Origin of the sequence: Streptomyces sp. V4I23, from assembly GCF_030817975.1 — a bacterium.
Classification (GTDB): domain Bacteria; phylum Actinomycetota; class Actinomycetes; order Streptomycetales; family Streptomycetaceae; genus Streptomyces.
This window is the reverse complement of record NZ_JAUSZW010000004.1, coordinates 311,793-337,690: the sequence shown is the minus strand read 5'-3', so window position 1 is coordinate 337,690 and position 25,898 is coordinate 311,793. Positions and strand designations below refer to the sequence as shown.

The 25,898-nt window shown below is 72.1% G+C and carries 20 protein-coding genes and 2 pseudogenes; 13 read left to right on the top strand and 9 right to left on the bottom strand.

What is annotated here, in order from left to right:
• The first annotated feature begins 30 nt into the window (after positions 1–30).
• The 13 genes and pseudogenes from QFZ82_RS03855 to QFZ82_RS03795 form a co-directional block, all read left to right on the top strand.
• Positions 31–756, top strand: coding sequence for a GntR family transcriptional regulator (locus tag QFZ82_RS03855; RefSeq protein WP_307711764.1), 726 nt, complete (start codon positions 31–33; stop codon positions 754–756).
• A gap of 126 nt (positions 757–882) precedes the next feature.
• Positions 883–2,688 carry a gamma-glutamyltransferase family protein gene (locus tag QFZ82_RS03850; protein ID WP_307711763.1) on the top strand — a complete coding sequence of 602 codons (1,806 nt, stop codon included), beginning with the start codon at positions 883–885 and terminating at the stop codon, positions 2,686–2,688.
• A 38-nt stretch (positions 2,689–2,726) separates the two neighbouring features.
• Positions 2,727–3,941, top strand: a complete 1,215-nt coding sequence (locus QFZ82_RS03845; protein ID WP_307711762.1) for a CdaR family transcriptional regulator — start codon at positions 2,727–2,729, stop codon at positions 3,939–3,941.
• A gap of 358 nt (positions 3,942–4,299) precedes the next feature.
• Entirely contained in the window at positions 4,300–4,596 is a 297-nt protein-coding gene (locus QFZ82_RS03840) for a hypothetical protein (protein WP_307711761.1), read from the top strand.
• A gap of 464 nt (positions 4,597–5,060) precedes the next feature.
• A complete protein-coding gene (ureA, locus tag QFZ82_RS03835; protein ID WP_307711760.1) occupies positions 5,061–5,639 on the top strand; it encodes an urease subunit gamma in 579 nt (192 codons plus the stop codon).
• Positions 5,636–7,324, top strand: a complete 1,689-nt coding sequence (locus tag QFZ82_RS03830; protein WP_307711759.1) for an urease subunit alpha — start codon at positions 5,636–5,638, stop codon at positions 7,322–7,324. The genes ureA and QFZ82_RS03830 overlap by 4 nt, the downstream gene beginning before the upstream one ends.
• A gap of 19 nt (positions 7,325–7,343) precedes the next feature.
• Positions 7,344–9,041, top strand: coding sequence for an amidohydrolase (locus QFZ82_RS03825; RefSeq protein WP_307711758.1), 1,698 nt, complete (start codon positions 7,344–7,346; stop codon positions 9,039–9,041).
• Positions 9,042–9,044: 3 nt separating this feature from the next.
• A complete protein-coding gene (locus QFZ82_RS03820) occupies positions 9,045–10,379 on the top strand; it encodes an MFS transporter (RefSeq protein ID WP_307711757.1) in 1,335 nt (444 codons plus the stop codon).
• A gap of 184 nt (positions 10,380–10,563) precedes the next feature.
• Positions 10,564–12,042 carry an ABC transporter substrate-binding protein gene (locus QFZ82_RS03815; RefSeq protein WP_307711756.1) on the top strand — a complete coding sequence of 493 codons (1,479 nt, stop codon included), beginning with the start codon at positions 10,564–10,566 and terminating at the stop codon, positions 12,040–12,042.
• Entirely contained in the window at positions 12,039–13,769 is a 1,731-nt protein-coding gene (locus QFZ82_RS03810; protein WP_307711755.1) for an ABC transporter permease subunit, read from the top strand. The genes QFZ82_RS03815 and QFZ82_RS03810 overlap by 4 nt, the downstream gene beginning before the upstream one ends.
• Entirely contained in the window at positions 13,759–14,697 is a 939-nt protein-coding gene (locus QFZ82_RS03805; protein ID WP_307711754.1) for an ABC transporter ATP-binding protein, read from the top strand. The genes QFZ82_RS03810 and QFZ82_RS03805 overlap by 11 nt, the downstream gene beginning before the upstream one ends.
• A gap of 2 nt (positions 14,698–14,699) precedes the next feature.
• Complete coding sequence (locus QFZ82_RS03800; protein WP_307717608.1) at positions 14,700–15,374, top strand: dipeptide/oligopeptide/nickel ABC transporter ATP-binding protein; 675 nt, start codon at positions 14,700–14,702, stop codon at positions 15,372–15,374.
• Positions 15,375–15,446: 72 nt separating this feature from the next.
• Positions 15,447–15,589: pseudogene (locus QFZ82_RS03795) on the top strand (GntR family transcriptional regulator); the annotation flags it as partial.
• Positions 15,590–15,801: 212 nt separating this feature from the next.
• On the opposite strand, the pseudogene QFZ82_RS03790 reads toward QFZ82_RS03795, so the two are convergent.
• The 9 genes and pseudogenes from QFZ82_RS03790 to QFZ82_RS03750 form a co-directional block, all read right to left on the bottom strand.
• Positions 15,802–16,179, bottom strand: a pseudogene (locus QFZ82_RS03790) (RNA polymerase sigma factor); the annotation flags it as partial.
• 342 nt (positions 16,180–16,521) lie between these two features.
• Entirely contained in the window at positions 16,522–17,118 is a 597-nt protein-coding gene (locus QFZ82_RS03785) for a family 16 glycosylhydrolase (RefSeq protein ID WP_307711753.1), read from the bottom strand.
• Positions 17,119–17,176: 58 nt separating this feature from the next.
• Positions 17,177–18,448, bottom strand: a complete 1,272-nt coding sequence (locus QFZ82_RS03780) for an MFS transporter (RefSeq protein ID WP_307711752.1) — start codon at positions 18,446–18,448, stop codon at positions 17,177–17,179.
• Between the two features lie 32 nt (positions 18,449–18,480).
• Positions 18,481–19,710 (bottom strand): multiple monosaccharide ABC transporter permease, encoded by a 1,230-nt coding sequence (gene mmsB / locus QFZ82_RS03775; RefSeq protein ID WP_307711751.1) that lies wholly within the window; start codon positions 19,708–19,710, stop codon positions 18,481–18,483.
• A 9-nt stretch (positions 19,711–19,719) separates the two neighbouring features.
• Positions 19,720–21,255 carry a multiple monosaccharide ABC transporter ATP-binding protein gene (mmsA, locus tag QFZ82_RS03770; protein ID WP_307717607.1) on the bottom strand — a complete coding sequence of 512 codons (1,536 nt, stop codon included), beginning with the start codon at positions 21,253–21,255 and terminating at the stop codon, positions 19,720–19,722.
• 17 nt (positions 21,256–21,272) lie between these two features.
• Positions 21,273–22,415, bottom strand: a complete 1,143-nt coding sequence (gene chvE / locus QFZ82_RS03765) for a multiple monosaccharide ABC transporter substrate-binding protein (protein WP_307711750.1) — start codon at positions 22,413–22,415, stop codon at positions 21,273–21,275.
• Between the two features lie 4 nt (positions 22,416–22,419).
• A complete protein-coding gene (locus QFZ82_RS03760) occupies positions 22,420–23,388 on the bottom strand; it encodes a hypothetical protein (RefSeq protein WP_307711749.1) in 969 nt (322 codons plus the stop codon).
• Positions 23,389–23,608: 220 nt separating this feature from the next.
• Positions 23,609–24,619: a zinc-binding dehydrogenase gene (locus QFZ82_RS03755; RefSeq protein WP_307711748.1), complete on the bottom strand. Its 1,011-nt coding sequence runs from the start codon at positions 24,617–24,619 to the stop codon at positions 23,609–23,611.
• Positions 24,616–25,770 carry a mandelate racemase/muconate lactonizing enzyme family protein gene (locus tag QFZ82_RS03750; RefSeq protein WP_307711747.1) on the bottom strand — a complete coding sequence of 385 codons (1,155 nt, stop codon included), beginning with the start codon at positions 25,768–25,770 and terminating at the stop codon, positions 24,616–24,618. The genes QFZ82_RS03755 and QFZ82_RS03750 overlap by 4 nt, the downstream gene beginning before the upstream one ends.
• Positions 25,771–25,898: the final 128 nt, after the last annotated feature.

The following is a 25,898-nucleotide window of genomic DNA, read 5'->3' as shown; positions in this document are numbered from 1 at the left end:
CGCCCCATGTCCGAATGTCAACATTGACTCGTGGACATCCCCGGGACCCCGACAGCGCCGCGGGCCTCGGCGCAGGACCCTGCCGTCGGCCGAGCGCGGCGCCGGGGTCTCGCCGAGGAGGCGGCGGACAGCATCCGCGAGGCGATTCTCGGCGGGCGGTTCCCGCCCGGAGCGCCGCTGCGCGAGGTCGAGCTCGCTGCCTCGCTGGACATCAGCAGGGGCTCGGTCCGCGAGGGCCTGTCCGTGCTCGCCCGGGAAGGGCTCATCCGGAGCGAGTGGCACCGCGGCACGAAGATCATCGACGTGACACCGGACGAGGCGGAGGAGGTCTACGCCGTCCGCGCCGCTCTCGAACGGCTGGCCGCGCGCCTCGCCGCCGAACGCGCCACCGAGGAGGAGGTCGCCGAGCTGGACAGCATCGTCGACACGATGGCGGCGGAACTCGGCCGTGGCGCCGGCGGACCCCGTCTGCTCGCCCTCGACCTCGACTTCCACGACCGGATCTACCGCCTGGCCCGTAACCGCCGGCTGTACGACGGCTGGGCGGCGGTGCGTTCGCAGGTGCACCTGTTCCAGCTGACCCGCGTCCGGCTCGGGTACGAGAACTACCGCGCGGTGGTCGTCGACGAGCACCGCGAGCTGGTGCGTCTGATCAGGGACCGGGACGTCGTGACGTTGCAACAGGCCGCCGAGGAGCATGTGTTGTCGGCCTGCCGGGTACTGTGCGGGCAGCTCGGCGGGGGAGCCGTCGTCTGACCGGAGCGGGTGCCGGGCACGGTCGTGCCGGGGCGGCGCTCGCCGGCCCGCCGGCTCCTGGCCCACCACACGCCACCGCCCCGCACCGCGATCAGCCCGCACCGCGATCAGAGGGAGCCGCCGAACGTGTTCACCACCCGACCCACCCTCCAGGGCACCTTCGGCATGGTGTCGTCCACCCACTGGCTGGCCTCGCAGTCCGCCATGGCCGTCCTGGAGGACGGCGGCAACGCCTACGACGCGGCCGTCGCCGCCGGCTTCGTGCTGCACGTCGTCGAACCCCACCTCAACGGCCCCGCCGGCGAGGTCCCGATCATCCTCGCGCCCGCGGGCGGGCCGGTACGGGTCCTGTGCGGCCAGGGCCCGGCGCCCGCCAGGGCCACCATCGCCCACTGCACCGCACTCGGCCTGGACCTCGTGCCGGGGACCGGGCCCCTCGCCGCCGCCGTTCCCGGCGCGTTCGACGCGTGGATGCTGCTGCTGCGCGACCATGGCACGAAGTCCCTCGCCTCGGTGCTGACGTACGCCATCGGGTACGCCGAGGCGGGCCACCCGCCCGTCGAGCGCGTCGGGCAGACGGTCGAGACCGTGCGCGAGCTGTTCACGACGGAGTGGACGTCCTCCGCCGAGGTCTATCTGCCCGGCGGGCGGGCCCCGGCGCCCGGACGGCTCCTCAAGAACCCGGCACTCGCCGCCACATGGCGCCGGCTGCTCGCCGAGGCACAGGCCGCCGGGAGCGGCCGCGAGACGCAGATCGACGCCGCCAGGCGGGTCTGGCGGGAAGGGTTCGTCGCCGAGGCGCTGGCCGAAGCAGCCGCCCGCCCCACCCTCGACACCTCCGGCACCCGTCACGCCGGCACCCTCACCGGCGACGACCTCGCCGCCCACCGCGCCACCTACGAGGACCCGGTCACCTACGACTGGAACGGCTGGACGGTCTGCAAGGCCGGCGGCTGGTCCCAGGGCCCGGCCCTCCTGCAACAACTGGCCCTGCTCCCCGGCCGGCTCCCCGCGTACGGCAGCGCCGCGTACGTCCACACCCTCGTCGAGGGCGCCAAACTCGCCATGGCCGACCGCGAGGCCTGGTACGGCGACGCCGACGGCCCCGGAACCGTGCCCGTCAAGACCCTGCTGTCCGACGTGTACAACGCCGAGCGCCGTGCGCTGATCGGCGACACGGCGTCGTACGAGCTGCGCCCCGGCAGCCCCGACGGGCGCACGCCCCGGCTGAGCCGGCACGCGCTCGCCGTCGCGGCGGGCGGGCCCGGCCGCGACGCCGGGGGCGCCCCGGGCGCGGGCGAGCCGACCGTCGCAGGGAACGGCGCCACGAGCGGCGACACCTGCCACCTCGACATCGTGGATCGGTGGGGCAATATGGTCGCCGCCACCCCCAGCGGCGGCTGGCTCCAGTCCAACCCGATGGTGCCGTCCCTCGGCTTCCCGCTCGGCACGCGGCTGCAGATGACCTGGCTCGACCCCGGCCTGCCCAACTCCCTGACCCCCGGCCGCCGCCCGCGCACCACCCTCACCCCCTCGCTCGCCCTGCGGGGCGGCGTACCCGTCATGGCCTTCGGCACCCCCGGCGGCGACCAGCAGGACCAGTGGCAACTGCACTTCTTCCTCGCGGTCGCGCTGCGGGACCCGGTACGCGGCGGACTCGACCTCCAGGGAGCGATCGACGCGCCCAACTGGCACACCGACAGCTTCCCCGGCTCGTTCTACCCGCGGCAGATGCGACCGGGCGGCGTCACGGTCGAGTCCCGCATCGGACCGGAGGTGACCGAGGAGCTGCGGCGCCGCGGACACGACGTCTCGACCGGTGATGCGTGGTCGGAGGGCCGTCTGTGCGCGGTGTCCCGTGACCCGGAGACCGGCATCCTGTCGGCGGGAGCCAACCCGAGGGGGATGCAGGGGTACGCGGTGGGCCGCTGATCCGGGCGCGACGTTCCGGCGTCGCCGATAATGGGCACATGCACAATGCACCCCCTACCGGCGACGGAGGGCCGGCCTTCGGCGGGCGCAGGGCCGACGAGGCCGGTGCCCCGCCTTCGGAGGAACTGCGCGCCCTCGTCCGGGACTGCCTGGACGACGTCGACGACCTCGTGGGCCGCTACGTCGCCCGGGTCTCGTCCTTCGACGACTACCAGGGCACCGTGTCGGCCGAGGACCTGCGCGAGACCGCTCGCGCCTGCTTCGAGCTGCTGCTGCGGCTCGTCGGCGGCCTGCCGGTGTCCGACGAACTGCGCGGGGTGCCCGAGCGCCTCGGACGCCGTCGCGCCCGTCAGGGCGTGCCGCTCGAGCGGCTGCTGCAAGCGGTGCGTATGGACTTCCAGGTGTTGTGGACCGCCTTCCTGGAGCGCATCGCGCCCGCGGACCTGCCGGAACTGACCCGCAGCGCGGTACGCGTGTGGGACGCGGTGGAGTTCCACACCGTGAACGTCCACGCCGCCTACCTCGACCAGGTCGCCGTCCTCGCCCGCCAGCGGGAGCGCGAGCGCACCGCCCTCATGGGCAGACTCCTGTCGTCCGACGGCCGCGACCAGCAGCTCGTCGCGCAGGTCGCGACCATGCTGCAGGTCGGCGCCCAGTCGGACTTCGCCGTGGCGGTGGTCCCGCAGGAGTTCCAGCAGGACCTGCGCCGGGCCGTCACGGCGCGGCTCACCGCACAGGGAACCCACCTCCAGGACCACAACGGCACACTGGTGCTGGTCGCCCAGCTGCCCCGCCCCGCAGGCACGGTGCCGGACCGGTGGCTGCACGACGTGCCCTGCGCCCTCGCCCCGGTCGCCCACGGGCTGGGGCAGGTGCCGGACATGGTGCGGGTGGCCGAGGCGATCGCCGCCACGCTGGACAGTTCGGCGGCCGGTCCCGTGACACTCAGCGACGCGTGGATGCCCGTCGCTGCGGCACGTCTGGGCGCCATGGCCGGGATGCTCGCCGACTCCGTGCTCGCGGGACTGGGCCCGCTGCCGCCGCAGGAACGCGACCGCCTCCTGGAGACAGTGGTCACCTACTGCCGGACGGGGTCCGTCTCGGCGACCACACGCGAGCTGTACTGCCACCGGAACACGGTGCTCAACCGGCTGAGCCGGTTCTCGGAACTCACGGGCTACCAGCCGACCAACCCCGTCGACGCGGCGACCGTGCTGTTCGCTCTGCGCTGTGCGCGCGGCGGGCCCGCCTGACGGACCGTACGCTCCGCTGCCCGAACGCGCCACCCGGGCCCACTGCGGCTCCGAGCAGTACCGGTGCGGTCCCATCCCCCCTGTGCGCAAAGCAATTTGCACCGTTTGACTTTCATCTGGCGGTATGCCTAGTTTAGGGGCAGATTGAACGATTCCGAGGGGCGGATTCCCCGCCGCAGGGGTTGCCCGATGCCGCGCGTTCAGTGCGTGAGCCGGTGGTGGCGCTTCCAGTCACCCGGCGCCGTCGTACCGGGCCCCTGTCGCGAACGCATCATGCTGCTGCACCTCTTGTGCTGCTTCTTGCGCTGCTTCGCCTCTGCGGGCCATCGGCCCCGTCTACGCCCCGGAAGGAAGACCAATGCGGGCAAAGACGACCAGGATCCTCCAGCTCTTCGCCGGCCTGTTCGCAGCTGTGGCTCTCGCCTTCGGCGGAGCCGGCGTTGCGAGTGCCGCCGATTCGTCGCACTCGACTTCGTACGAGGACTGCGAATACGACTACTGGGACCGTCACGACGACAACTGCGATGACGACGACGGCCGCGGAGGCAACGGGAACCACCACGACAACGACGACGGCCGCGGAGGCAACGGGAACCACCACGACAACGACGACAACGGCCACGACAACGGCGACAGGGGCGGTGACCGCCACTGACGCCTAGGAGTTGACGGCGCATCAACGGTGACGCCCAGTCGGGCCGGGTTCGGTGAACCCCGCCCGACTGGGCGGGCGTGTGCGCCGTGCCGTACTGGACACAGACCGCCCGGCCGAAGTCGCTGCTGATCATCATGCGAGATCATCGCGCCGGCCGGCACATCGCCGTCGCGTCCCCGTGGCCCGGACGCCGCACCGGGACGACCGCGACCGTGCCGTGGCCGAGCCTCCTGCGGAGCCGTGATCGCCGCGACCTTGCGAGAACACGCCCGCCGGGCTCGCGCCGCCGGACCGCCGCGCCCCCGGAACCGCAGGCCGCACCGGGCGGACTGTGCATGTGCCCAACGACGGCGTCCCAGCACGGAGCGTTTCGTCATTGTTCACGCCCGCGCCGACGCGCATGGTGTTGTGCATCACCCCAGCAGGCCGCTCGGCCGCACACGATTCCGAGGGGGACGCATCCCATGCATCTGACTCCGCGCGAGCAGGAGAGGCTGACGCTCTTCACTGCGGCCGAGCTCGCCCGACGGCGGCTGGCCCGGGGAGCCCGCCTCGGCGCGACCGAGGCCGTCGCCCTGGTCTGCGACGAGATCCTCGAGATGGCCTGGGACGGAACGCCGCTGGAGAGCGTCGTCGAGCGCGCCGCGCACGTCGTCCCGCGCGACCTGCTGCTCCCCGGAGTCGCCGAGGCCGTCCCCAGCCTGCAGGTGGAAGCCCTCTTCCCGCACGGCTCCAGTCTGGTGCACGTCCCCGAGCCGTTCGGCGCCGGTGACCCCACCGGGCCCGGCGCGGTGCTGGCCGGCGCGGGGGACGCGGAGCTCGCGCCCGGACGCCCCCGCACAGCGCTGGAGATCACCAACCGCGGGCCCAGGCCGGTGTGGATCTCGTCCCACTTCCCGCTGGAGGAGGCGAACGACGCGCTCGACCTCGACCGCGACGCCGCCCGCGGCCGCCGGCTGGACATTCCCGCGGGAACGTCCGAGCGCTTCGAACCCGCCGAGACCCGCACCGTCACCGTGGTGACGCGAGGAGGAGACCGATGAGCCGGATGTCCCGGCGCGCCTACGCGTCCCTGTACGGCCCGACCACCGGCGACCGGATCCGGCTCGCCGACACCGGCCTGTGGGTCGAGGTCGAGGCCGACGACACCGAGGCCGGCGAGGAGATGCTCGGCGGCTGCGGCAAGACCGCCCGGGACGGGCTGCTCGTCGCCGGCCGGGCGCCGCGCGACAGCGCGCTCGACATGGTGATCCTCGGCGTCGTCGTCATGGATCCGCTGATCGGCATCCGGAAGACCAACATCGGCATCAAGGACGGCCGCGTCGTCGGCGTCGGGCGCGCCGGGAACCCCGAGACCACCGACGGTGTGGAGCTCGTCGTCGACTCCCACACCGCGATGATCACGGGGGAGGGGCTGATCGCCACGCCCGGCGTGGTGGACTCGCACGTCCACCTCTCCAGCCCCGAGGTCGTCCCCGCGGCGCTCTCCGCGGGTGTCACGTCCCTGGTGGGCATGGGCATCGGCGGCGTGTGGGACGTGGGCGCCAACCCCGCGTACAACCTGCACAGCCTGCTCGAGGCGTGGCGTGACACGCCGGTCAACGTGGCTTTCCTCGCCCGTGGCTCGTCGTCCTCGCAGGAACTGCTGGAGCGCGCCGTCCTGGCCGGAGCCGGCGGGTTCAAGATCCACGAGGACTGGGGCGCGACGCCCCGGATCGTCGACACCTGTCTCGGCGTCGCGGAACACAGCGACCTGCCCGTCGCCCTGCACACCGACACGCTCAACGAGTCCGGATACCTCGCCGACACGCTGGACGCCACGCGCGGGCGCACCGTGCACGCGTACCACGTCGAGGGCGGCGGCGGGCACCCCGACCTGCTGGAGATCGTCTCGCAGCCGCACGTCCTGACCTCCTCCACCACCCCCACGCTGCCGCTGACCCCGGCGACCGTCGCCGAGCTGCTGCCGATGACGCTGACCGTGCACCGCGGCCACCACGACGTGGACAGCGATCTGTCGATCGCGGCGAGCCGCGTGCGCGAACACGCCATCGCCGCCGAGAACGCCCTGCACGACCTCGGGGCGATCAGCATCGTCAACTCCGACTCCATGGGCATGGGCAGGATCGCCGAAACCGCCCGACGTACCTGGCAACTGGCCCATGTCCAAGCGCAGTTGGCAGGCGAGAGCGGACCCGGTGTCGTGAACAACGCGCGGGTGCTGCGCTACCTGGCAAAGATCACGCTGAACCCGGCCATCGCCCACGGCATGGCCGCCGATGTCGGATCGCTCCGGTCCGGCAGCATCGCCGACATCGTCCTGTGGCGGCCCGTGACCTTCGGCGCCCAGCCGGAACTCGTCCTCAAGTCCGGCTTCGTCGCCTGGGGCGTGTCGGGATCGGGCTCCGGCTCCACCCGGCTCACCCAGCCCCGCGTGATGAAGCCCTACTTCGGCGGCCTCGGCGGCGCGCCCCGCCGGCTGTCGACCGTCTTCGTCTCCCCGGCCTGCCTCGACGACCGGGCCGCCCGCGAGGCGCTGCCCGCCGGTATCCGCTACACGCCCCTGCGGGGCAGCCGGGGGCTCACCCGAGGCGACATGGTCGCCAACACCGCCGTACCCGACGTCCGGGTCCCGACGACCCCCGACGCGGTGCTGGTGGACGGGCGCCCCGTCGACATCCACCACGCCGCTGACCTGCCGCTGACCCGGCTCCAGAACCTCGCCTGAACGGTTGCGAATTCACGCCATGCTCGATCTCAAGCTCCGCGACGCCCGCATCCGCACGGTGGACGAACGCCACCCCCGCGCGCGGACCCTCGGTGTCCTCGGCGGCCGTATCGTCGGTCTCGACGACACCGTGGAGGACCTGCCCGCCCGCACCACGCTCGACTGCCACGGGGCCGTCGTCGTGCCCGGATTCGGCGACGCCCACAACCACATGGCCTGGTTCGGGCAGTCCCTCGACGAGCTCGACCTCGGCGCCGCCGCGACGGTGGACCAGGTGTACGAGGCCGTGGCCCGGCGTGCGGCGGGCCTGCCCGCCGGCGCGTGGATCGTCGGATCGGGTTACGACGACACGGTCATGGGCCGCCACCCGCACCGCGCCGGACTGGACCGGGCCGCAGGCGGGCGGCCGGTGTGGCTGAAGCACCGCTCCGGCCACATGTGCGCCGTCAGCAGCGAGGTCCTGCGGCTGGCCGGCGTCCTCGACGGCACAGCCGCCGAGCCCGAGGGCGGTGTCGTCGTGCGGGACGACGACGGTTCGCCGACCGGGCTGCTGCAGGAACGTGCCCAGAGCCTCGTGTCGGCCCTCGTCCTGCCGTATCCGGTGACCGCTCTCGCCGACGCGGTCTCCCGTGCCAGCGCCGTCTACGCGGCCGAGGGACTCACCCACGTGGTCGAGGCGGGGATCGGCCTCGGTCTCATCGGCCGCAGCCCCGTCGAGGCCGCCGCCTACCAACTCGCCCGCGACCGCGGCACCCTGCGCACACGCGTGGAACTCATGGTGGCCGCCGACAACCTGCACCCCCTGCGCGCGCATGCCGAGGACGCCATCACCACCGGGATCGACCTGGGACTGCGCAGCGGGTTCGGCGACGACCGGCTGCGGCTCGGCCCGATGAAGATCTGGCTCGACGGATCGCTCATCGGCCGCACCGCCGCCGTGTCGGAGCCCTTCTGCGGCCACGACCACGCGAGCGGCGTCTACCAGAACAGCCCCGACGCGATGCGCCGCCTGGTCGTCGACGCCCACCGGGCCGGCTGGCGGGTCGCCGCCCACGCGATCGGCGACAGCGCCGTGGACCTCGCCCTCGACGCGTTCGCCGAGGCCCAGTCGTCCGCGCCGCGGCCCGACGCACGGCACCGCATCGAGCACTCCGGCGTCGTCCGCCCCGACCAGCTCGACCGCTACGCCGAACTCGGTGTCGTCCCCGTGCCGCAGGCGCACTTCCTGTACGCCGTCGGAGACACCATGGCCCAGGCGCTCGGACCCGATCGCACCCCGTGGATGTACCGGCACCGGTCCTTCCTCGACCGGGGCGTACGGGTGCCGGGCAGCTCCGACCGGCCGGTCGCGCCGGGAGCGCCCCTGCTCGGCATGCAGTCGATGGTCGAGCGCCTCAGTTCCGCCGGCGCCGTGCTCGCCCCCGACGAACGGGTGAGCGCGGAGCAGGCGTTGCGCGCCTACACCCTCGACGCCGCGTGGGCCAGCCACGACGAGGACAGGCGCGGCAGCATCACCCCAGGCAAGTACGCGGATCTCGTACTCCTCTCCGACGACCCCGTCGACGTGGCGAGCGACCGGATCGGCGCCATCGAGGTCCTGGCCACCTTCGTGGACGGCGTGTGCGTCCACGGCGCCGGAGCCGTCGCCGACGGCACGGCAGCACAAGGTCCCCTCCCCACGGCCGTACCGCTCACGGCCGCAAACAAGGAGTCTTGAGACATGAACAAGCTCGACGCGCAGACCACCCCGGAGTCCCCGCCGGGCGCCTCCGTCGTCGTGACCGGCAAGGACGCCGGACGCGTGGCCTTCGCCGCCTTCGTCGGCACGGCACTCGAGTGGTACGACTACTTCCTGTTCGGCACGGCGGCCGCCATCGTCTTCAACCGGCTGTACTTCACCACGCTCGACCCGGCCGCGGCCACGATGGCCGCCTTCGCGACGTTCGGCGTGGGCTTCGTGGCCCGGCCGGTCGGGGCGCTGATCTTCGGGTGGCTGGGCGACCGCATAGGACGGCGCCCCGCGCTGCTGATCACCGTGGTCATGATCGGCGTGGCCACCGGTCTCATCGGACTTCTGCCCTCCTTCGGCACGATCGGCGTGGCCGCGCCCCTGCTGCTCGTGCTGCTGCGACTGCTCCAGGGCATCGCGGTGGGCGGCGAGTGGGGCGGCGCCGTGACGCTGGCGGTGGAACACGCTCCGCCCGGCAAGCGAGGCCGTTACGCCGCCCTGCCGCAGGTCGGCTCCCCGGTCGGCACCCTGCTCTCCTCCGGCGCCTTCGCCCTCGTCCTGCTGCTGCCCGACGAGCAGTTCGACTCCTGGGGCTGGCGCCTGCCGTTCCTGCTGGCCTTCCCGCTGCTGGTCATCGCCGTCTACATCCGTCGCAAGGTCGAGGAGTCGCCCCTCTTCGACGAACTGCTCAAGCAGGACGAGCGGGCGAAGATCCCGGCCCTCGAGGTCTTCCGCACCGCGTGGGGGCGCCTGCTCGTGGCGATGGCATCCGCGATGCTGGGCGTCGGCGGCTTCTACGTCCTGACCACCTTCGTGATCAGCTACGGCACCACCACGCTCGGCATGTCGCGCGGCCTCATGGTGAACGCGACCCTGATCGCGGCCGTCGTCGAGATCGCGGTGATCCTCGTCATGGGGCGGCTCGCCGAACGCGTCGGACCCGGCCGGCTCACCCTGTGGGGCGGTCTGATCAGCGCGGTCTGCGCCTTCCCCGTCTTCTGGCTGATCGACACGCGGAACCCCGCGGCGATCGTACTGGCCGTGGCGGCCGGGATCGCCGTGCTGTCCGTCGCGTACGCCGTCTCGGGCGCGCTGCTCACCGAGCTGTTCCCCGCGCACCTGCGCTACAGCGGTGTGGCTCTGGCGTACAACCTGGCGGGCGCGCTGACCGGCTTCCTGCCGTTCCTCGCGACGGCGCTGCTGAAGACCAGCGGCGGCGCCTCGTGGCCGGTGGCCCTGCTGCTGGTGGGCATCTCGCTGATCACGGCGCTCGGCGGGTTCCTGGGCGAGCGGCTGCGTGTGAAGGACAACGTCGTGGGCGCCTGACGGGCCTGCGCACACCTGTGTCCCGCCCTCCCGGGGGCGGGACACAGCCGTGCTGTGGAAGGGAGCGAGCCGTTAACGAAAACGATTGTCATCGTGCTAGGGTCGGGCCCTCCCTCCGCAACGCGCCTTCCAGGGGTCTTCCTTGCCTTCGTTCGAACGTTCACGCATACGCCGAAGGGGACTTGTGCTCCCGACCGCCCTGGGAGCCTGCTCGGTCCTGCTCACCGGCTGCTTCGCCGGCACCGGGTCCCCGGGCGCGGGCCCCGGCGACGGCGGGCACGGCCGCGTACGGGTCGCGATGATGCAACCGCCGCGCTCCGGGCTCTCGCCGCTGTCCGACGACGCCTTCAAGCTGTCGCGCTGGTCCACCGCCGAGACGCTCGTCGAGCTGGACCGTGACGGCAACGCCGAGCCCGTGCTGGCGACCGGCTGGAAACAGTCCGGGAAGACCTGGACGTTCACCGTGCGCGAGGGGGTGACCTTCCACGACGGGACCGGCCTGACCGCCCAGTCCGTCGTCACGTCGCTGCGGGCCGCCGCGAGCGCCTCGCCCAAGCCGCGCATCCTCGACGGCGTCGACCTCTCCGTGAAGGCGCTCGGCCCCCGTACCGTCGCCGTCACCACCGCCGCGGCCGACCCGCTCCTCCCGCAGCGGCTCAGCTCACCGCAGTTGTCGGTCCTGGCCGCCAAGGCGTACCGGGGCAGGACGGTCGATCCCGTGGGCGCCGGCACCGGCCCGTTCGAACTCGTGAAGGTGAACGGCTCCGCGTCGGCGACGCTCGACCGCTACGACGGCTACTGGGGCGGCAAGGCGAAAGCCGCCGGCATCGACGTGACGTTCGTCCCCGACGGCACGGCGCGCGCGGCGGCCCTGCGCAGCGGCGAGGCCGACATCGTCGAGGCGGTGCCGGTCTCCCAGGCCCGCCTGCTCGACGAGAAGCTGATCACCGAAGTGCCGATGCCGCGCACCAACACCCTCTACCTCAACACCCGTTCGGGCCCCTTCGAGGATCCCGGGCTGCGGGCGGCAGCGCGCGAGGCGATCGACGCGGAGGAGATCGTGCGCAGTGTCTACGAGGGCAGGGCCGACGTCGCAAAGGGCCTGCTGGGGCCGGCCCTGCCCTGGGCCGCGAAGCTGCGCCAGGACGTCCGGCACGGCGCGGCGGGCGAGCCGGACGGCACCGAGATCACGATCGGCACCTTCACGGACCGCGCCGAACTGCCCGAGGTCGCCCAGATCCTGCAACAGCAGCTCCAGTCCGCCGGTTTCAAGGTCAGGCTCGACGTGCGCGAGTACGCCAACATCGAAGCGGACGCGCTCGCGGGCGAGTTCGACGCGTTCATCCTGTCCCGGGCCACCGTCCTCGACTCCGGCGACGCGGCGGCGTACCTCTACAGCGACTTCGCGAGCGAGGGTTCCTTCAACATCCCGCAACTCGCCGACCCGGCCGTCGACAAGGCCCTGACCGAGGCGTCCGGGACCGCCGTCGGCGACGCCCGCCGCAAGGCCATCATGGGCGCCGAGGCGGCCGTGCTCGCCACCGACGCGGCCGTACCGATGCTGCACGAACGGGTCGTCCAGGGTGACGCGGCCGGGGTGACCGGCGCCGCGCACGACCCCCGCGAGCGCGAGCTCGTCACGATCGACACGTACGTCAGGTGAGGGCCCAACTCTCCCGGGCGGTGTGCCTGGCCGGCGTGCTCGTCGTCGTCGGACTGCTGCCCTGGCTCTCCGGCAAGGACCCGGCGCTGAGTTTGCTGCGCGCGAGGTCCGCCGAGCAGGAGCCGACCCCCGAGGCGCTGGCCGCCATCCGCGCCGACCTCGGCCTCGACGCGGGGCCGCTGGGCCTGCTCGGCCAGTGGGCGGCCGGGCTGCTCCGGGGCGACCTGGGCGTCTCCTGGGTCTCGGGTGCCGATGTGCTCCCCTCGGTGGTCGCCGGCCTCCAGGTGTCCCTGACGCTGATGGGCGCGGCCCTGGCGGTCGCGCTCCTGGTGGCCGCCGCCCTCGTCGCACCGGTCCTGACACGGGGGCGGGGGACGTCCGGCGCATGCGCCGCCGCGCTCACGGCCGTGCCCGAATTCCTGCTGTCCACCGTGCTGTTGATCGTCGTGGGCGTGGGCCTCGGCTGGCTGCCGACCTCCGGGTGGGCCGGTCCGGCGCACCTCGTCCTCCCCGCGCTCGCCCTCGGCCTTCCCGCGGGCGGGCTGCTCGGCCGCCTGGTCGCCGAAGCGCTGCCCGGCATCCTCGACGAGCGCTGGGCCCACCTGTGGCGCGGCGCGGGCGTCGGCCGCGCCCGGGTCGCCGCGGCCGCCCTGCGGCGCGTCCTTCCGCCGCTGGCCGGGCAGTTCGGGATGGTCGCGGTCGGTCTGACCGGCGGGGCGGTCGCCGTGGAGACCGTCTTCGCGATACCCGGCCTCGGCCGCACCACCCTCGGCGCCGTCAAGTCCCAGGACGTTCCCCTGCTCCAGGGCTCGCTGCTCGCCCTGCTGGTCCTCGGGCTGCTGGCGGGTGCCGGCGCGGCCGCGCTGCGCAGGAGGCTGCTCGGCCCGGCTCTCCGGGAAGCGGCCCTGAGCCTGCCGGCGCCGCGCCCCGTGCGGGTGCCCGCACCGGTCCCCGTGGTCCTCGGCGCCGTACTGGTCGGCGTGACCGGCTGGGGCCTGCTGCGCGATCCGTACGCCGTCGACACGGCCGCGCGGCTCGCCGCGCCGTCCGGCGCGCACCCGCTCGGCGCGGACGCGCTCGGCCGTGACGTCCTGGCCCGGCTCGGGCACGGCGCGGCGGCCACGGCCGGCATGGCGGCCGCCGTCTGTCTCCTCGGCCTCGTCACCGCTCTCGCCCTCGGCTTCCTGCCGCACCTCGCCACCGGAGCGGCCGACATCGCGGGCGCCCTGCCTCCCGTCATCGTCGGCGTGCTGGTCGCCGCAGTCGTCGGCCCCCGCGCCGACGGCGCCGCACTCGCCGTCGCCCTCGTGTCCTGGCCGGCGCTGACGGCCCACGCGGCGGCACTGGTCCAGGAGGTACGCGCCTCGCAGTTCCTCCACGCCCAGAAGGCGATCGGCGCGAGCCCCGCCTGGATCCTGACCCGGCACGTCCTGCCCTCGGTGGCCGCCCCGGTCGCCCGGCACGCCGTGCTGCGCCTGCCCGGCATCGCGCTCGCCCTGGCGTCGCTCGGCTTCCTCGGGCTCGGCGCCCAGCCGCCGTCCCCCGAGTGGGGGCTGCTCCTCGACGAGTCCGCCGACTACGTGGAGCGCGCACCGGTCGCGGCGCTGGCCCCGGCCGCCGCCCTGGCCCTCCTCGCCGCGCTCGCCGTCACCCTGTCCGCGTACACCGGACCCCGGCACGCCGCACGGCCGTACCTGCGAAAGAGGACGACTTCCGTTGCCGTCTGACCCCCTCCTCTCGGTACGCGATCTGCGCGTCGCCTTCGGCGGCGTCGAAGCCGTCCGCGGTGTCTCCTTCGCCGTACGGCCCGGTGAAGTCCTCGCCCTCGTCGGCGAGTCCGGGGCCGGCAAGTCGCTGACCGCGCGGTCCGTGCTCAACATGGCTCCCCACGACGCGTCCGTCACCGGCAGCGTGCTGCTCCGGGGTGCGCCCGTCACCCCTGCCGACTGGGGCCGGAGCGTCGCGTTCGTACCGCAGGACGCCCTGTCGGCCCTGTCTCCCGTGCACCGCGTCGGCGCCCAACTCGCCCTGGCCGTACGCTCCGTGCAGGGAGTGCCGAAGCGTGAGGCGCGCGCCAGGGCCGAGGAGGCCCTGGAGCAGGTCGGCATCCCGGGCGACCGCCTCGACGCGTTCCCGCACGAGTTCTCCGGCGGGATGCGGCAGCGCGCCGTCATCGCCATGGCCACGGTCAACGAGCCGGACCTGATCGTCGCCGACGAGCCGACCACCGCGCTCGACCCCGGGATGCGCGCCCAGGTCCTGACGGCGCTGGCCGAGCGGCGCGACGCGACGGGCGCCTCGCTCGTCCTGGTCACCCATGACCTCGACGCCGTGCGCGAGCACGCCGACCGGACGGCCGTCATGTACGCGGGGCGGCTCGTCGAGTACGGCCCCACCGACCGGATCCTGGCCCGGCCGCGGTCCCCGTACACCGCCGCGCTCCTCGCCTCCGTCCCGGCGGGCGACACTCCGCGCAAGTCCCGGCTGCCCGCCCTGCCCGGCCGCCCGCCGGCGCCGGGTGGCATCCCGCCCGGCTGCGCCTTCGCGCCGCGCTGCGCGCACCCAACGGCCCGCTGCCGCACCGAACTCCCCGCGCCGCGGCCTCTGGACGGGAGCGAGGTCGCATGCCATCTCGACGTCCTGGAGTCCGTATGAGCATCCGGCCGCCCCTGCTGGACGTCAGCGACCTGGTCGTCCGGTACGGAGCGACGACCGCCGTCGACGGCGTGTCGTTCTCGGTCGACGCGGGCGAGACCGTCGGGCTGATCGGCCCCTCCGGCTGCGGCAAGTCGTCGACCGCCGCGGCCGTCCTCCAACTGCGCCGTCCGGACGGCGGCCGGGTCCGGTTCGCCGGCACCGACCTGACCGCGCTCGGCGAGAAGGAGCTGCGACGGATCCGGCCCCGCATCCAGCCCGTGTTCCAGGACCCCTACGGCACACTCAGCCCCCGCAGGCGCGTCCGCGACCAGATCGCCGAACCCCTGCGCGTCCAGGGCCGCTGGTCCCGGGCGACCGGACCCGGCCGGGTCGAGGAGCTCCTCGGCATGGTCGGCCTCGACACGCCCCACGGCGACCGGCTTCCGCACGAGCTCTCCGGCGGCCAGTGCCAGCGCGCCGGGATCGCCCGCGCGCTGGCGAGCGAGCCGGACCTGCTCGTGCTCGACGAGCCCGTCTCCGCTCTCGACCCCTCCCTGCGCGCCGGGATCGTCAACCTCCTTCTCGACCTCCAGGAGGAGCTGGGCCTCGGCTACCTGTTCATCTGCCACGACATGCCGGTCGTACGGCACTTCTGCGACCGTGTCCTGACCATGCGGGACGGGAAGCTCACCTGATGTCCCCGCTCGCGCGCCTGCTCGTCGCCAGTCAGTTCGCCTTCGACGTGGGCTTCTTCACCGTACTGAGCCACGGTGCGCATGGTCGACGCCGACATGGCGCGCGCGGTCTGCGACGTACGGCTCCTTCTCCACCCCGAGGCACTGCGGCCACCGATCCCGCCGAACGCTCCGCCGCCTACCGGGAGTTCCACCGAGCCCTCCACCTGCCGTGCGCAACCCTCGGATGCGCCTCCCGGTGACGTCCCGAATCCTCTGGCGCCACGCCACCAGAAGATTCGGGACCCCACACCGTCAGTTGCCGCCCGTCGTTGTCAGGGTGCAGACGCCGTCCGTGCAGGTGCGTTGAAGACGGCCGCGGGATGGTCTGCACCAGGCCGATCATCCAGCAGGCCGGGCAGCCTCGGAAGGCGACCAGGCCTCAGCTGACCGCGACGGCGACGCGCTCAGCATCCAGTCGCCGCAGGACCGACTTCTCCGCGGAGGGCGCCGGCTCGCTGCCGGCCGCCTCGGCGGCCGAGACGGAGGTGAAAAGTCGCAGGTACCGCAGGCATTCGTTGCGAACGATGCGGAACATCCAGGAGGCCAGGGCACCGGAGGCACGGAGCGTGCCGATCTTCCGGTAGAGGATGATCAGTGCCTCCTGAGCCGCGTCCTCGGCGTCCTGAGGTGTGGCGCACAGCGACAGTGCGAACCTGCGCACGTGGGGCTGCGATTCCATGACCACGGCGGTCAGCGAGGTGATATCGCCGTCCTGAGCAGCCTTGACCAGCCGCTCGTCCGGCCAGGTGTGGCTTCGGCTCATGTGCCCTACTCGTATCCGGTGATCTGACGCGGTGAACGGTTGCGATCAACCACGGCTCCGGCTCCTGCGCTTGAGCAGCATCACGCTGCAGATACAGACCATCAGTACACCGACCACGGCAATGATCGCGATCATCATGCTTCGCTCCTCCTGGTATCCGCCGGCCCGCACGGCCGGTCCAGGACAAGAGGCGGCGGAGGCCGAAAAGGATTCACCGCTGCGGCCCGATGCCGCTCGATCCTCTCCATGTTCACCGAAGCTGCCCGGTCGGCGCCCGGTTCGACCACGGCGCCGACCGGGCCCCTGTCCCGATCCGTTCTGCCGGTCAGCGCCGTACGAACTTCACCGCGTCCGCGTGGGCGCAGCCCGTACCGCTGGCGGTGAGGGACACCGACGCACCGGTACCGGTCGCGTACGACTGGGTGCCCAGTGACACCCGTCGATCTCCGTGCGCTGCTCGGCCGGGAAGGTGGTGGTTCCGTCGCCGGCCATCAGCCAGAACGAACTGTGCCAGCCCGCCCCGTTGTTGATCTTGGCGCGGGTTTCGTAGTAGCCGTAGCGGAGCTTCTTCCTGGAGACCACGCCGCCGCCGGTGTACTCCTTCCCCGCGTAACCCTCCTTCTTGAGGGCGATGTTCAGCAGACCGCCGGAGACGGAGACGTTCTCCGGCCGCTGGGCACTGAACGCCTTCACATCGGTACGGAAGTTCCAGGTGCCGGTATCGACCTCCGTACCGCTGAACTCGTCGGCGAAGACCTGGGTCCAGCCGGTGCCGGACGGCCCCGCCGTCTGTGCCGCCTCCCCGGTGCCGGCTTCGGGGGCGGCGGGAGCCGCCGGGGCGGTGCCGGCTGCCCCGACGAGTGCGAGCAGGGCCGTGGCAGCGGCCATGCCGAGGCGAAGTGCGTGTCGTCCGGGTGCTGCGGATGTTGTGGACGTCATGGGTGTCGGCGCCTTTCTGGTAGGGACGTGCCTTCCTTGCCGGTGTGCGTGCGCGGTGTCAGACGGTGAGGCGTGTACGGGCGGTCTCCCGGGCCCGGAGGATCGTCGCGCCCGACACCAGGGCGATGACGACGAGGTAGAAGGCCGGAGAGAGGGCGTACCCCGTCGAGCCGACCAGCCAGGTCGCGAAGTAGGGGGTCATGCCTCCGAACAGGGCGGTGGCGGCGTTGTACGCGATGGCCATCGCCCCGTACCTGACCCGCGTGGGGAACAGCTCGGCGATCGCGGCGCAGCTCGCCCCGTCGAACGCGGCCATGCACAGGCCGAGCACGGCCATGGCCAGACAGGCGGTGACCGCGTTCCCCTGGGACATCAGCCAGAAGGCGGGCCACGACAGCAGGACGAAGCCCGCACAGGCGCCGAGCATCAACGGCTTGCGTCCGACGCGGTCCGACAGCGCGCCCATCAGGGGGACGAGCACGGCCACCACGAAGAGCCCGAGGGTGGTGACGGCGAAGGCGGGGACCCGGTCGAAGCCGAGCGTCGTCTGGAGGTAGCCGGGCATGAACGTCTGCAGCGCCCAGTGGCCCACGGCCTTGATGAGCATGAAGCCGACGCAGAAGAGCATGGCCTTCCAGGCGAGGGTGAAGCTCTCACGGACCGGGGACTGGGCGGTGCGGCCCGTCTCTTTCAGTCTGCGGAAGTCCGGGCTGTCCTCCAGTCGGCTGCGCAGATAGACACCGGCCAGCCCGAGGGGCGCTGCCAGGAGGAACGGCAGCCGCCATCCCCAGTCGTCCAGGGCCGTGCCCGGCAGGGCGGCGGTCAGCAGCAGTACGGTGCCCGAGCCCGCGACGAACGCGGCGAACCCGGTGGCGTCGAGCCAGGAGCAGAAGAACCCGCGGCGGTGGGCCGGCGCGTACTCGGAGATCAGAGCGGTCGCGCCCGCCGTCTCCCCGCCCGCGGCGAAGCCCTGGACGAGCCGGGCCAGGACAAGCAGCGCGGGGGCGAGCAGGCCGATGGAGGAGTGCGTGGGCAGCAGGCCCATCGCCAGCGTCGCTGCCGAGGTGGTGAGCACCACGATGGCCAGCGTGCGCTGGCGGCCGATGCGGTCGCCGAGGGAGCCGAAGAACAGGGCGCCCAGCGGGCGCATCACACATCCCGCGCCGAAGACCGCGAACGAGGCCAGCAGGGCCGCCTGCTGGTTGTCCGAGGGGAAGAAGTTCTGGGCGAGGATCACGGCGAGGGTGCCGTAGATCCCGAAGTCGAACCATTCGACGAAGTGGCCGAGCCCCGACGCTATGAGCACCCGGCGCAGGGTGCGTTCCGGCACCGGGGGCACTTCGCCGGTGGTGTTCGTGTCGGCTAGCGGCCGACCTTGCGCTTGTTCCACACGTCGAACCCGACCGCGGCGAGCAGCACGAGTCCCTTGATCACCTGCTGGTAGTCCGTGCCGATGCCGACGAGCGACATGCCGTTGTTGAGCACGCCGAGGACCAGGCCGCCGATGACCGCGCCCATGACGGTGCCGACGCCGCCGCTCATCGAGGCGCCGCCGATGAACGAGGCGGCGATCGCCTCCAGTTCGAAGTTGAGGCCCGCCTGCGGGGTGCCGGCGTTCAGGCGCGCGGCGTACACACAGCCCGCGAGTGCCGCGAGGACACCCATGTTGACGAAGACGAGGAACGTGACGCGCTTGTCCTTGACGCCCGACAGCTTCGCGGCCGCCTTGTTGCCGCCGAGCGCGTAGACGTGCCGGCCGACGACCGCGTTGCGCATGACGTAACCGAGGCCGATGAGCAGCGCGCACATGATGAGCATGACGACGGGCACGCCGTGGAAGCTCGCGAGCGTGAGTGTGAAGGCCACCACCGCGGCCGTCATCGCCACGCACTTGGCCGCCCACAGTCCCGTCGGCAGCACGTCGAGTTCGTAGGCGAGCTGCCGCTTGCGGTCCCGCCACTCGCGCAGCAGCAGGAACGCGATGGCGACGAGTCCGAGGACGAGGGTCGGGTTGTGGTACTGCGTGTACGGACCCATCTCGGGGATGAACCCCTTGGCGATGTTCTGGAAGCCGTCCGGGAAGGGGGCGAGGGACTGGCCCTCCAGGACGATCTGCGTCAGACCGCGGAACAGCAGCATGCCGGCCAGCGTCACGATGAAGGACGGGATGCCGATGTACGCGATGAAGAACCCCTGCCACGCGCCGGCGACCGCGCCGATCAGCAGCGACAGCACCAGCGCCAGGACCCAGGGCATGTCGTGCTTGACCATCATCACCGCCGACATGGCGCCGACGAAGGCGACCAGGGAGCCGACGGACAGGTCGATGTGGCCCGAGATGATGACGATCATCATGCCGATGGCCAGGATGAGGATGTAGCCGTTCTGCTGGATCAGGTTGGAGACGTTGTTCGGCAGCAGCAGGGTGCCGTCGGTCCAGATCTGGAACAGGACGACGATGAAGGCGAGCGCGACGAGCATGCCGTACTGGCGCATGTTGGCGCGCACCGAGTGCAGGAGGATCGCACCGGCCGTCGGGCGGCCCGACGGTGCGGCGGGCGCGTCCTCGGTGGGAGTGGTCGTGGTGGTCATGGCGGGGCCTCAGCTTCTGTTCATGGTCATGTGACGCATCAGGACTTCCTGGGTGGCCTCCGCGCGGGCGACCTCACCGGTCAGCCGGCCCTCGGCCATCGTGTAGATCCGGTCGCACATCCCGAGCAGCTCCGGCAGTTCGGAGGAGATGAACAGGACCGCCTTGCCCTGCGCCGCGAGCCTGTCGATGACCGTGTAGATCTCGTACTTGGCGCCGACGTCGATCCCGCGGGTCGGTTCGTCGAGGATCAGCACGTCGGGATCGGCGTGGATCCACTTGCTCAGGACGACCTTCTGCTGGTTGCCGCCGGAAAGCCGCCCCACCTGCTCGAAGACCGTGGGCGCCTTGATGTTCATCGACGTCCGGTAGCGTTCGGCGACGGACCGCTCGTGGTGCTCGTCGACGACGCCCCGGCGCCGCATGCCCGGCAGCGAGGCCAGGGAGATGTTGCGGTTGATGCTGTCGATGAGGTTCAGCCCGTACTGCTTGCGGTCCTCGGTGACGTACGCGATGCCGGCCGCGACCGCGTCGGGCACGGTCCTGGTGGACACCTCCCGCCCGCCCACGAGGACCGTTCCGGCCGCGTAGCGACCGTACGAGCGGCCGAAGACGGACATCGCGAGCTCGGTGCGGCCCGCGCCCATCAAACCCGCGATGCCGACGATCTCGCCGCGGCGCACGGTCAGCGACACGTCGTCCACGACCGTGCGCTGGTGGTCGACGGGATGCCGGACCGTCCAGCCGTCGACGGCGAGCGCGACCTCGCCCGCGTCGTCCCGTGTGCAGGGCGTGCGCTCGGGGAAGCGGTGGTCGAGGTCACGGCCGACCATGCCGCGGATGATCCGGTCCTCGGACAGCTGCGGCTCGGACCCGGGCGTCTCACGGACGGTGAGGGTCTCGATGGTCCGGCCGTCGCGCAGGATCGTCACCGAGTCGGCGATCGTGCGGATCTCGCCCAGCTTGTGGGAGATGATGATGCTGGCGATGCCCTGGTCGCGCAGTTCCAGGATGAGATCGAGCAGCTTCGCGCTGTCCTCGTCGTTGAGCGCGGCCGTCGGCTCGTCCAGGATGAGCAGCTTCACCTCCTTCGACAGCGCCTTGGCGATCTCCACCAACTGCTGCTTGCCCACACCGATGTCGGCGACCGGCGTCTGCGGCCTCTCGCGCAGCCCGACCCTCTTCAGCAGCTTGCTCGCCCGGTGCAGGGTGGCGTTCCAGTCGATGAGGCCGTGCGTGGCCTGCTCGTTGCCGAGAAAGATGTTCTCGGCGATGGACAGGTAGGGGACGAGTGCGAGTTCCTGGTGGATGATCACGATGCCGCGCCGCTCGCCGGCGCGGATGTCCTTGAAGGCCACCGGCTCGCCCTCGAAGCGGATCTCGCCTTCGTAACTGCCGTGCTCGTGGACGCCGCTGAGGACCTTCATCAGCGTCGACTTGCCCGCGCCGTTCTCGCCGCAGACCGCGTGGATCTCTCCGGCGCGCACGGACAGGTTCACGTCGGAGAGCGCCTTGACGCCGGGGAACGTCTTGGTGATGTTCCGCATCTCCAGCACGGGCCCGGTCACCTGAGCTGTCCCGCCGTGAAGTAGCCCTCGTCGACGAGGAGCTGTGTGTTGGTCCGGTCGATGCTGACGGGCTTCAGCAGATAGGACGGCACGGTCTTCTTGCCGTTGTTGTAGTCGGTCGTGTTGTTGACCTGCGGCTTCCTGCCGTTCAGGACCGCATCGCCCATCCGCACGGTCTGCGCGGCCAGCTTGCGGGTGTCCTTGAAGACGGTCTGTGTCTGCTCACCGCGCATGATGGACTTGACCGAGGCCAGCTCGGCGTCCTGCCCGGTGACCACCGGCAGCGGCTGGCTCTTCGTGCCGTAACCCGCACTCTTGAGCGCGGAGATGATGCCGATGGAGATGCCGTCGTAGGGCGACAGGACGGCGTCGACGCGCTCCTCGGCGTAGCTCTTGCTGATCAGGTCGTCCATCCGCTTCTGCGCGGTGCCGCCGTCCCAGCGGAGCGTGGTCGCCTGGCTCATCCTGGTCTGCCTGCTGCGGACGACGAGCTGACCGCTGTCGAAGTACGGCTGGAGCACCTTCATGGCGCCGTTCCAGAAGTACTTCGTGTTGTTGTCGTCGGGCGAGCCGGCGAACAGCTCGATCGTGTGCTCGTCACCGGCGTCCTTGTCGGGCTCGCCCAGCTTCAGGCGGTCGACGATGTAGCGGGCCTGGAGCTCGCCGACCCGCTCGTTGTCGAACGACGCGTAGTAGTCGACGTTCCCGGTGCCCATGATCAGGCGGTCGTACGAGATGACGGGGATGCCCGCGTCGTGGGCGCGCTGGAGGACCTCGGTGAGCGCGGACCCGTCGATGGCGGCGACCACGAGGAGCCGTCGCCCCTTGGTGATCATGTTCTCGATCTGGGCGATCTGGTTCTCGACCTTGTCGTCGCCGTACTGCAGATCGGTCTTGTAGCCGGCCTTGCGGAACTGCTCGGCCATGTTCTGCCCGTCGGCGATCCAGCGCTCCGAGGACTTGGTCGGCATCGCGAGGCCGATCGTGCCGCCCTTGCCGTCGTCGGGCCGGTAACGGCTGCCGCCCCTGGCCTCCTGGCCGCAGGCGGTGAGCGAGACGGTGAGCAGCGCGGCCAGCGCGGCAGCGGCGGCGACACGAGGGCCGCGCAGCGGGGTACGGGTACGGGTGCGGTCGGTCATGGAGTCAGTCCCCTTCCGGGACGGGGAAGCGGCGGAGGTCGCCCGGCAGCCGGGATCCCAGCGGTGACATCCCGCCGTCCGAACCGAGCCGGGCCAGCAGGTCGAGCACCAGACGCCCGCGCCGGACCCGCTCACGGGCCGTGGCCAGCGTGTGCTCGCGCAGCTGGGCGCCGTACGGGTAGATGCCGGGGGACCGGCTCAGGCCGAACTTGAGGTAGATCGGGGCGCCGCGCCGGATCAGCTCGGCGGACTCGTACATGCGGATGTAGCCGCCGAGGTCGTCGGGCGCCTCGACGTACATGTCCATCGGGGCACGGCTGCCCCGGCGGATCTCGGTCAGATGGTCCAGGGTCAGGTCCGACGGCACATTGACCGAGTCGGCGCCGAGCTGCTCGTAGACCGCGTAGGAGGCCGGGTTGACCGGCCCGGTCAGCGCGGACAGCTTGAACGTGGTGTCGGCGGGGAGCTCGCCCGCCGCGCGCAGCCGGTGCAGCGTCCACAGCACGCCCTCGTCGGCGACGAGCAGACAGCGCACGCCCAATCCGGCCGCGCGCAAGGCGTCTTCGACGCATCCGGCGAGCGCGTCGTGCCCACGGGCGCGCAGCCCCGCGCCCCCGGACTCGGTACGGGTGCCCGCGCCGATGTCCCACGTGCCGCGCGGCCCGGTGAACAGGCACAGCTCGATGTCGCGCTCGGCGCAGGACTCCACCATCTCGGTGATCTCGTCGTCCGTGAGCATCCACACGCCGCTGCCCTGGCTGATCCGGTGGACGGGCACGTCGAGCCGGGCGCTCTCCTTGAGGACGACGGCCAGGGCCTCCGGGCCCTCCACCGACGGGATCTCGGTACGCCAGGTCCCGCCGTCGGGGAACGCGTGGGGTGAGGTGTCGGCCCGGTCGACGGCGGGGACGGGATGCCCTATGCGGGCGAGGGCTTCGCCGCCGGGGCGGCGGGGTGCTGAGGGGGCGGTCACAGGACTCCCATTCGGTGTTCGCAGACGGGCAAGGGGGGCGGCGCCCGCGCCGCGGACGACGGCTGACACGGGCGGTGGAGCGCGAGCCTCGACGCCGCACGGAGCAGGGGTGGCCGGGGGGGAGGCCGGGCAGGCCGTGCGGCGGGCACGTCCCGGCAGGTATGCGGCCGGTCCACTCCGGTCCGGTCCGGTGCGGGGCGGCGAAGCCGCCGGGCCGGACCTAGGGACGCAGGAGCACCTTTCCGGTCTTCGGGTCGCCGCCCCCGACCAGGGCGATGGCCTCGTCGAACCGCTCCAGCGGGTACTCGTGCGTGATCAGCGCGGCCGGGGTGATCAGCCCGAGGCCGAAGGCCCGCACCGCGTCCGACCAGGCAGACGGCGGCGCGCCGAAGACGCTGCGGACCTCCAGCTGACTCAGCGACAGGTGCACCGGGTCGATGCCGGCCGCGCCGGGCGTGAACATCCCGGTGAGCACCACCCGGCCGCCCCTGCGGGCCAGCAGACACGACGAGGCGGCCGTGGACGGCGCGCCGGCGGTCTCCACCACGAGGTCGAAGCGGCCGTGCGCGGACGTCGTCTCGTCGGGATGCAGCGCACCGCCCGCGCCGAACCGCAGCGCCTGCTCGCCGCGCGCGGCGCGGGGGTCGATCACGACCAGTTCGGCGGGTGACGACGCGGCGAGATACTGCACGGCGAGCAGACCGAGGGTGCCCGCGCCGACCACCGCGATCCGCTCGCCGGGGCGCGGCCGCCCGGCCCGGACCGCGGCCGCGACGACCGCGGCCGGCTCCAGCAGGGCGGCGGCCCGCAGATCGGCGTCGTCACGCAGAGGATGCAACAGCCGGGCCGGAAGCACGACATGGTCGGCGAACGCACCCGGCTCGGTGAATCCGGTCTCGGCGTACCCGCCCTCGCACAGGCTCGTCTCACCGCAACGGCAGCGTTCGCAGACGCCGCACGCCCGGAACCCCTCGGCGACGGTCCTGCGCCCGGCGAGCGCGGGATCCACTGCCTCGCCCACCGCCTCCACGGTCCCGGCCCACTCGTGCCCGGGGACGACCGGGTAGCGGACGAAGCCCGCGTCGCGGTGACCGTCGTACAGCTCGCGGTCGCTCATGCAGATCCCGGCCGCGGCGACCCGCACCAGGACCTCGCCCGGGCCAGGCACCGGCACCTCACGGCGCACCAGGCGGTGCGTCCCGGGCCGTTCGACGACCAGACTGCGGCTCACTTCGGCGCCCTCTGTTCCCAACCCTCGGCCCACAGGTCGAACCGGGCCCGTTGCTGCGGGAACTCGGCCGCGGCGGCCACGTCGAGCTCGACCCCCAGGCCCGGGGCGTGCGACACCTCGAAGCATCCGGTCTCCGGGTCGACCTGGGGTGCGCCCTTGACCACCTTCTTGATCTCCGCGTCGGCGAAGTCGTTGAAGTGCTCGAGGATCTTGAAGTTCGGGGTGCAGGCGGCCAGTTGGAGCGAGGCCGCGGTGAGCACCGACCCGCCGACGTTGTGCGGGGCGACGAGCATGTAGTGCGTCTCGGCGGTGGCCGCCAGCTTCCGCGTCTCCAGGATGCCGCCGATGTGGCCCAGATCCGGCTGGATGATGTCGGCCGCCTGCGACTCGAACAGCTCCCGGAACTCGATCCGGTCGTGGATGCGCTCACCCGTCGCCACCGGCAGGTCCACCTTCTCGGCGACCTTGGCGAGTGCCTTCAGGTTCTCAGGCGGCACCGGCTCCTCCAGCCAGGCCGGCCGGAAGGGCGCCATCTCGCGGGCCAGCCGGACCGCCGTGGCGGGACTGAACCGCCCGTGCATCTCCAGCATCAGTTCGGTGCCGGGCCCGATCGCGTCGCGCACCGCCTCGATCAGCGACACGGCGTACAGCGTCTGCTCGTGGTCGAGCTCGAGGTGTCCGGTCCCGAACGGGTCGATCTTCAGTGCGCGGTAGCCGCGGGCGACGACCTCGGCCGCGGCCTTGTGGTACGCCTCCGGGGTCCGCTCCGTGGTGTACCAGCCGTTGGCGTACGCCTTGACGCGGTCGGTCACCTTGCCGCCGAGCAGCTGCCAGACCGGCACGCCGAGTGCCTTGCCCTTGATGTCCCAACAGGCCGTCTCGACGACGGCGATGCCGGACATGACGATCTCCCCGGCCCGCCCGTAGTCGCCGTACTTCATCCGCCGCACGAGGTCCTCCACCGCGAACGGGTCCGAGCCGGCGATGTGGTTCGCCTCCGCCTCGCGGAGGTACCCGACCAGCGCGTCGGTGTGGCCGAGCATGCGGGTCTCGCCGACTCCGGTGAGGCCCTCGTCGGTGTGGACCAGTACATAGGTGAGATTGCGCCAGGGAGTCCCGACGACGTGAGTGCTGATTCCCGTGATGCGCACGGTAGTTGCCCCTCGGTCTGTTCGAGATTTCGTCATGCGTTCGAAATGTTGGCGTGACCGTAATCAGCATGTCCATGGGGTGTCAATGGGTCGCGCGGCCGGTGTTTCGCGCAGGGCCATTGCCCGCG

What these genes read in the sequence shown, in the direction of transcription:
- chvE (WP_307711750.1), bottom strand. Translation starts at nt 22,415, where the DNA reads ATGACCGACCGCACCCGTACCCGTACCCCGCTGCGCGGCCCTCGTGTC.
- QFZ82_RS03820 (WP_307711757.1), top strand. Translation starts at nt 9,045, where the DNA reads ATGAACAAGCTCGACGCGCAGACCACCCCGGAGTCCCCGCCGGGCGCC.
- mmsA (WP_307717607.1), bottom strand. Translation starts at nt 21,255, where the DNA reads ATGCGGAACATCACCAAGACGTTCCCCGGCGTCAAGGCGCTCTCCGAC.
- ureA (WP_307711760.1), top strand. Translation starts at nt 5,061, where the DNA reads ATGCATCTGACTCCGCGCGAGCAGGAGAGGCTGACGCTCTTCACTGCG.
- QFZ82_RS03825 (WP_307711758.1), top strand. Translation starts at nt 7,344, where the DNA reads ATGCTCGATCTCAAGCTCCGCGACGCCCGCATCCGCACGGTGGACGAA.
- QFZ82_RS03845 (WP_307711762.1), top strand. Translation starts at nt 2,727, where the DNA reads ATGCACAATGCACCCCCTACCGGCGACGGAGGGCCGGCCTTCGGCGGG.
- QFZ82_RS03830 (WP_307711759.1), top strand. Translation starts at nt 5,636, where the DNA reads ATGAGCCGGATGTCCCGGCGCGCCTACGCGTCCCTGTACGGCCCGACC.
- mmsB (WP_307711751.1), bottom strand. Translation starts at nt 19,710, where the DNA reads ATGACCACCACGACCACTCCCACCGAGGACGCGCCCGCCGCACCGTCG.
- QFZ82_RS03840 (WP_307711761.1), top strand. Translation starts at nt 4,300, where the DNA reads ATGCGGGCAAAGACGACCAGGATCCTCCAGCTCTTCGCCGGCCTGTTC.
- QFZ82_RS03785 (WP_307711753.1), bottom strand. Translation starts at nt 17,118, where the DNA reads ATGACGTCCACAACATCCGCAGCACCCGGACGACACGCACTTCGCCTC.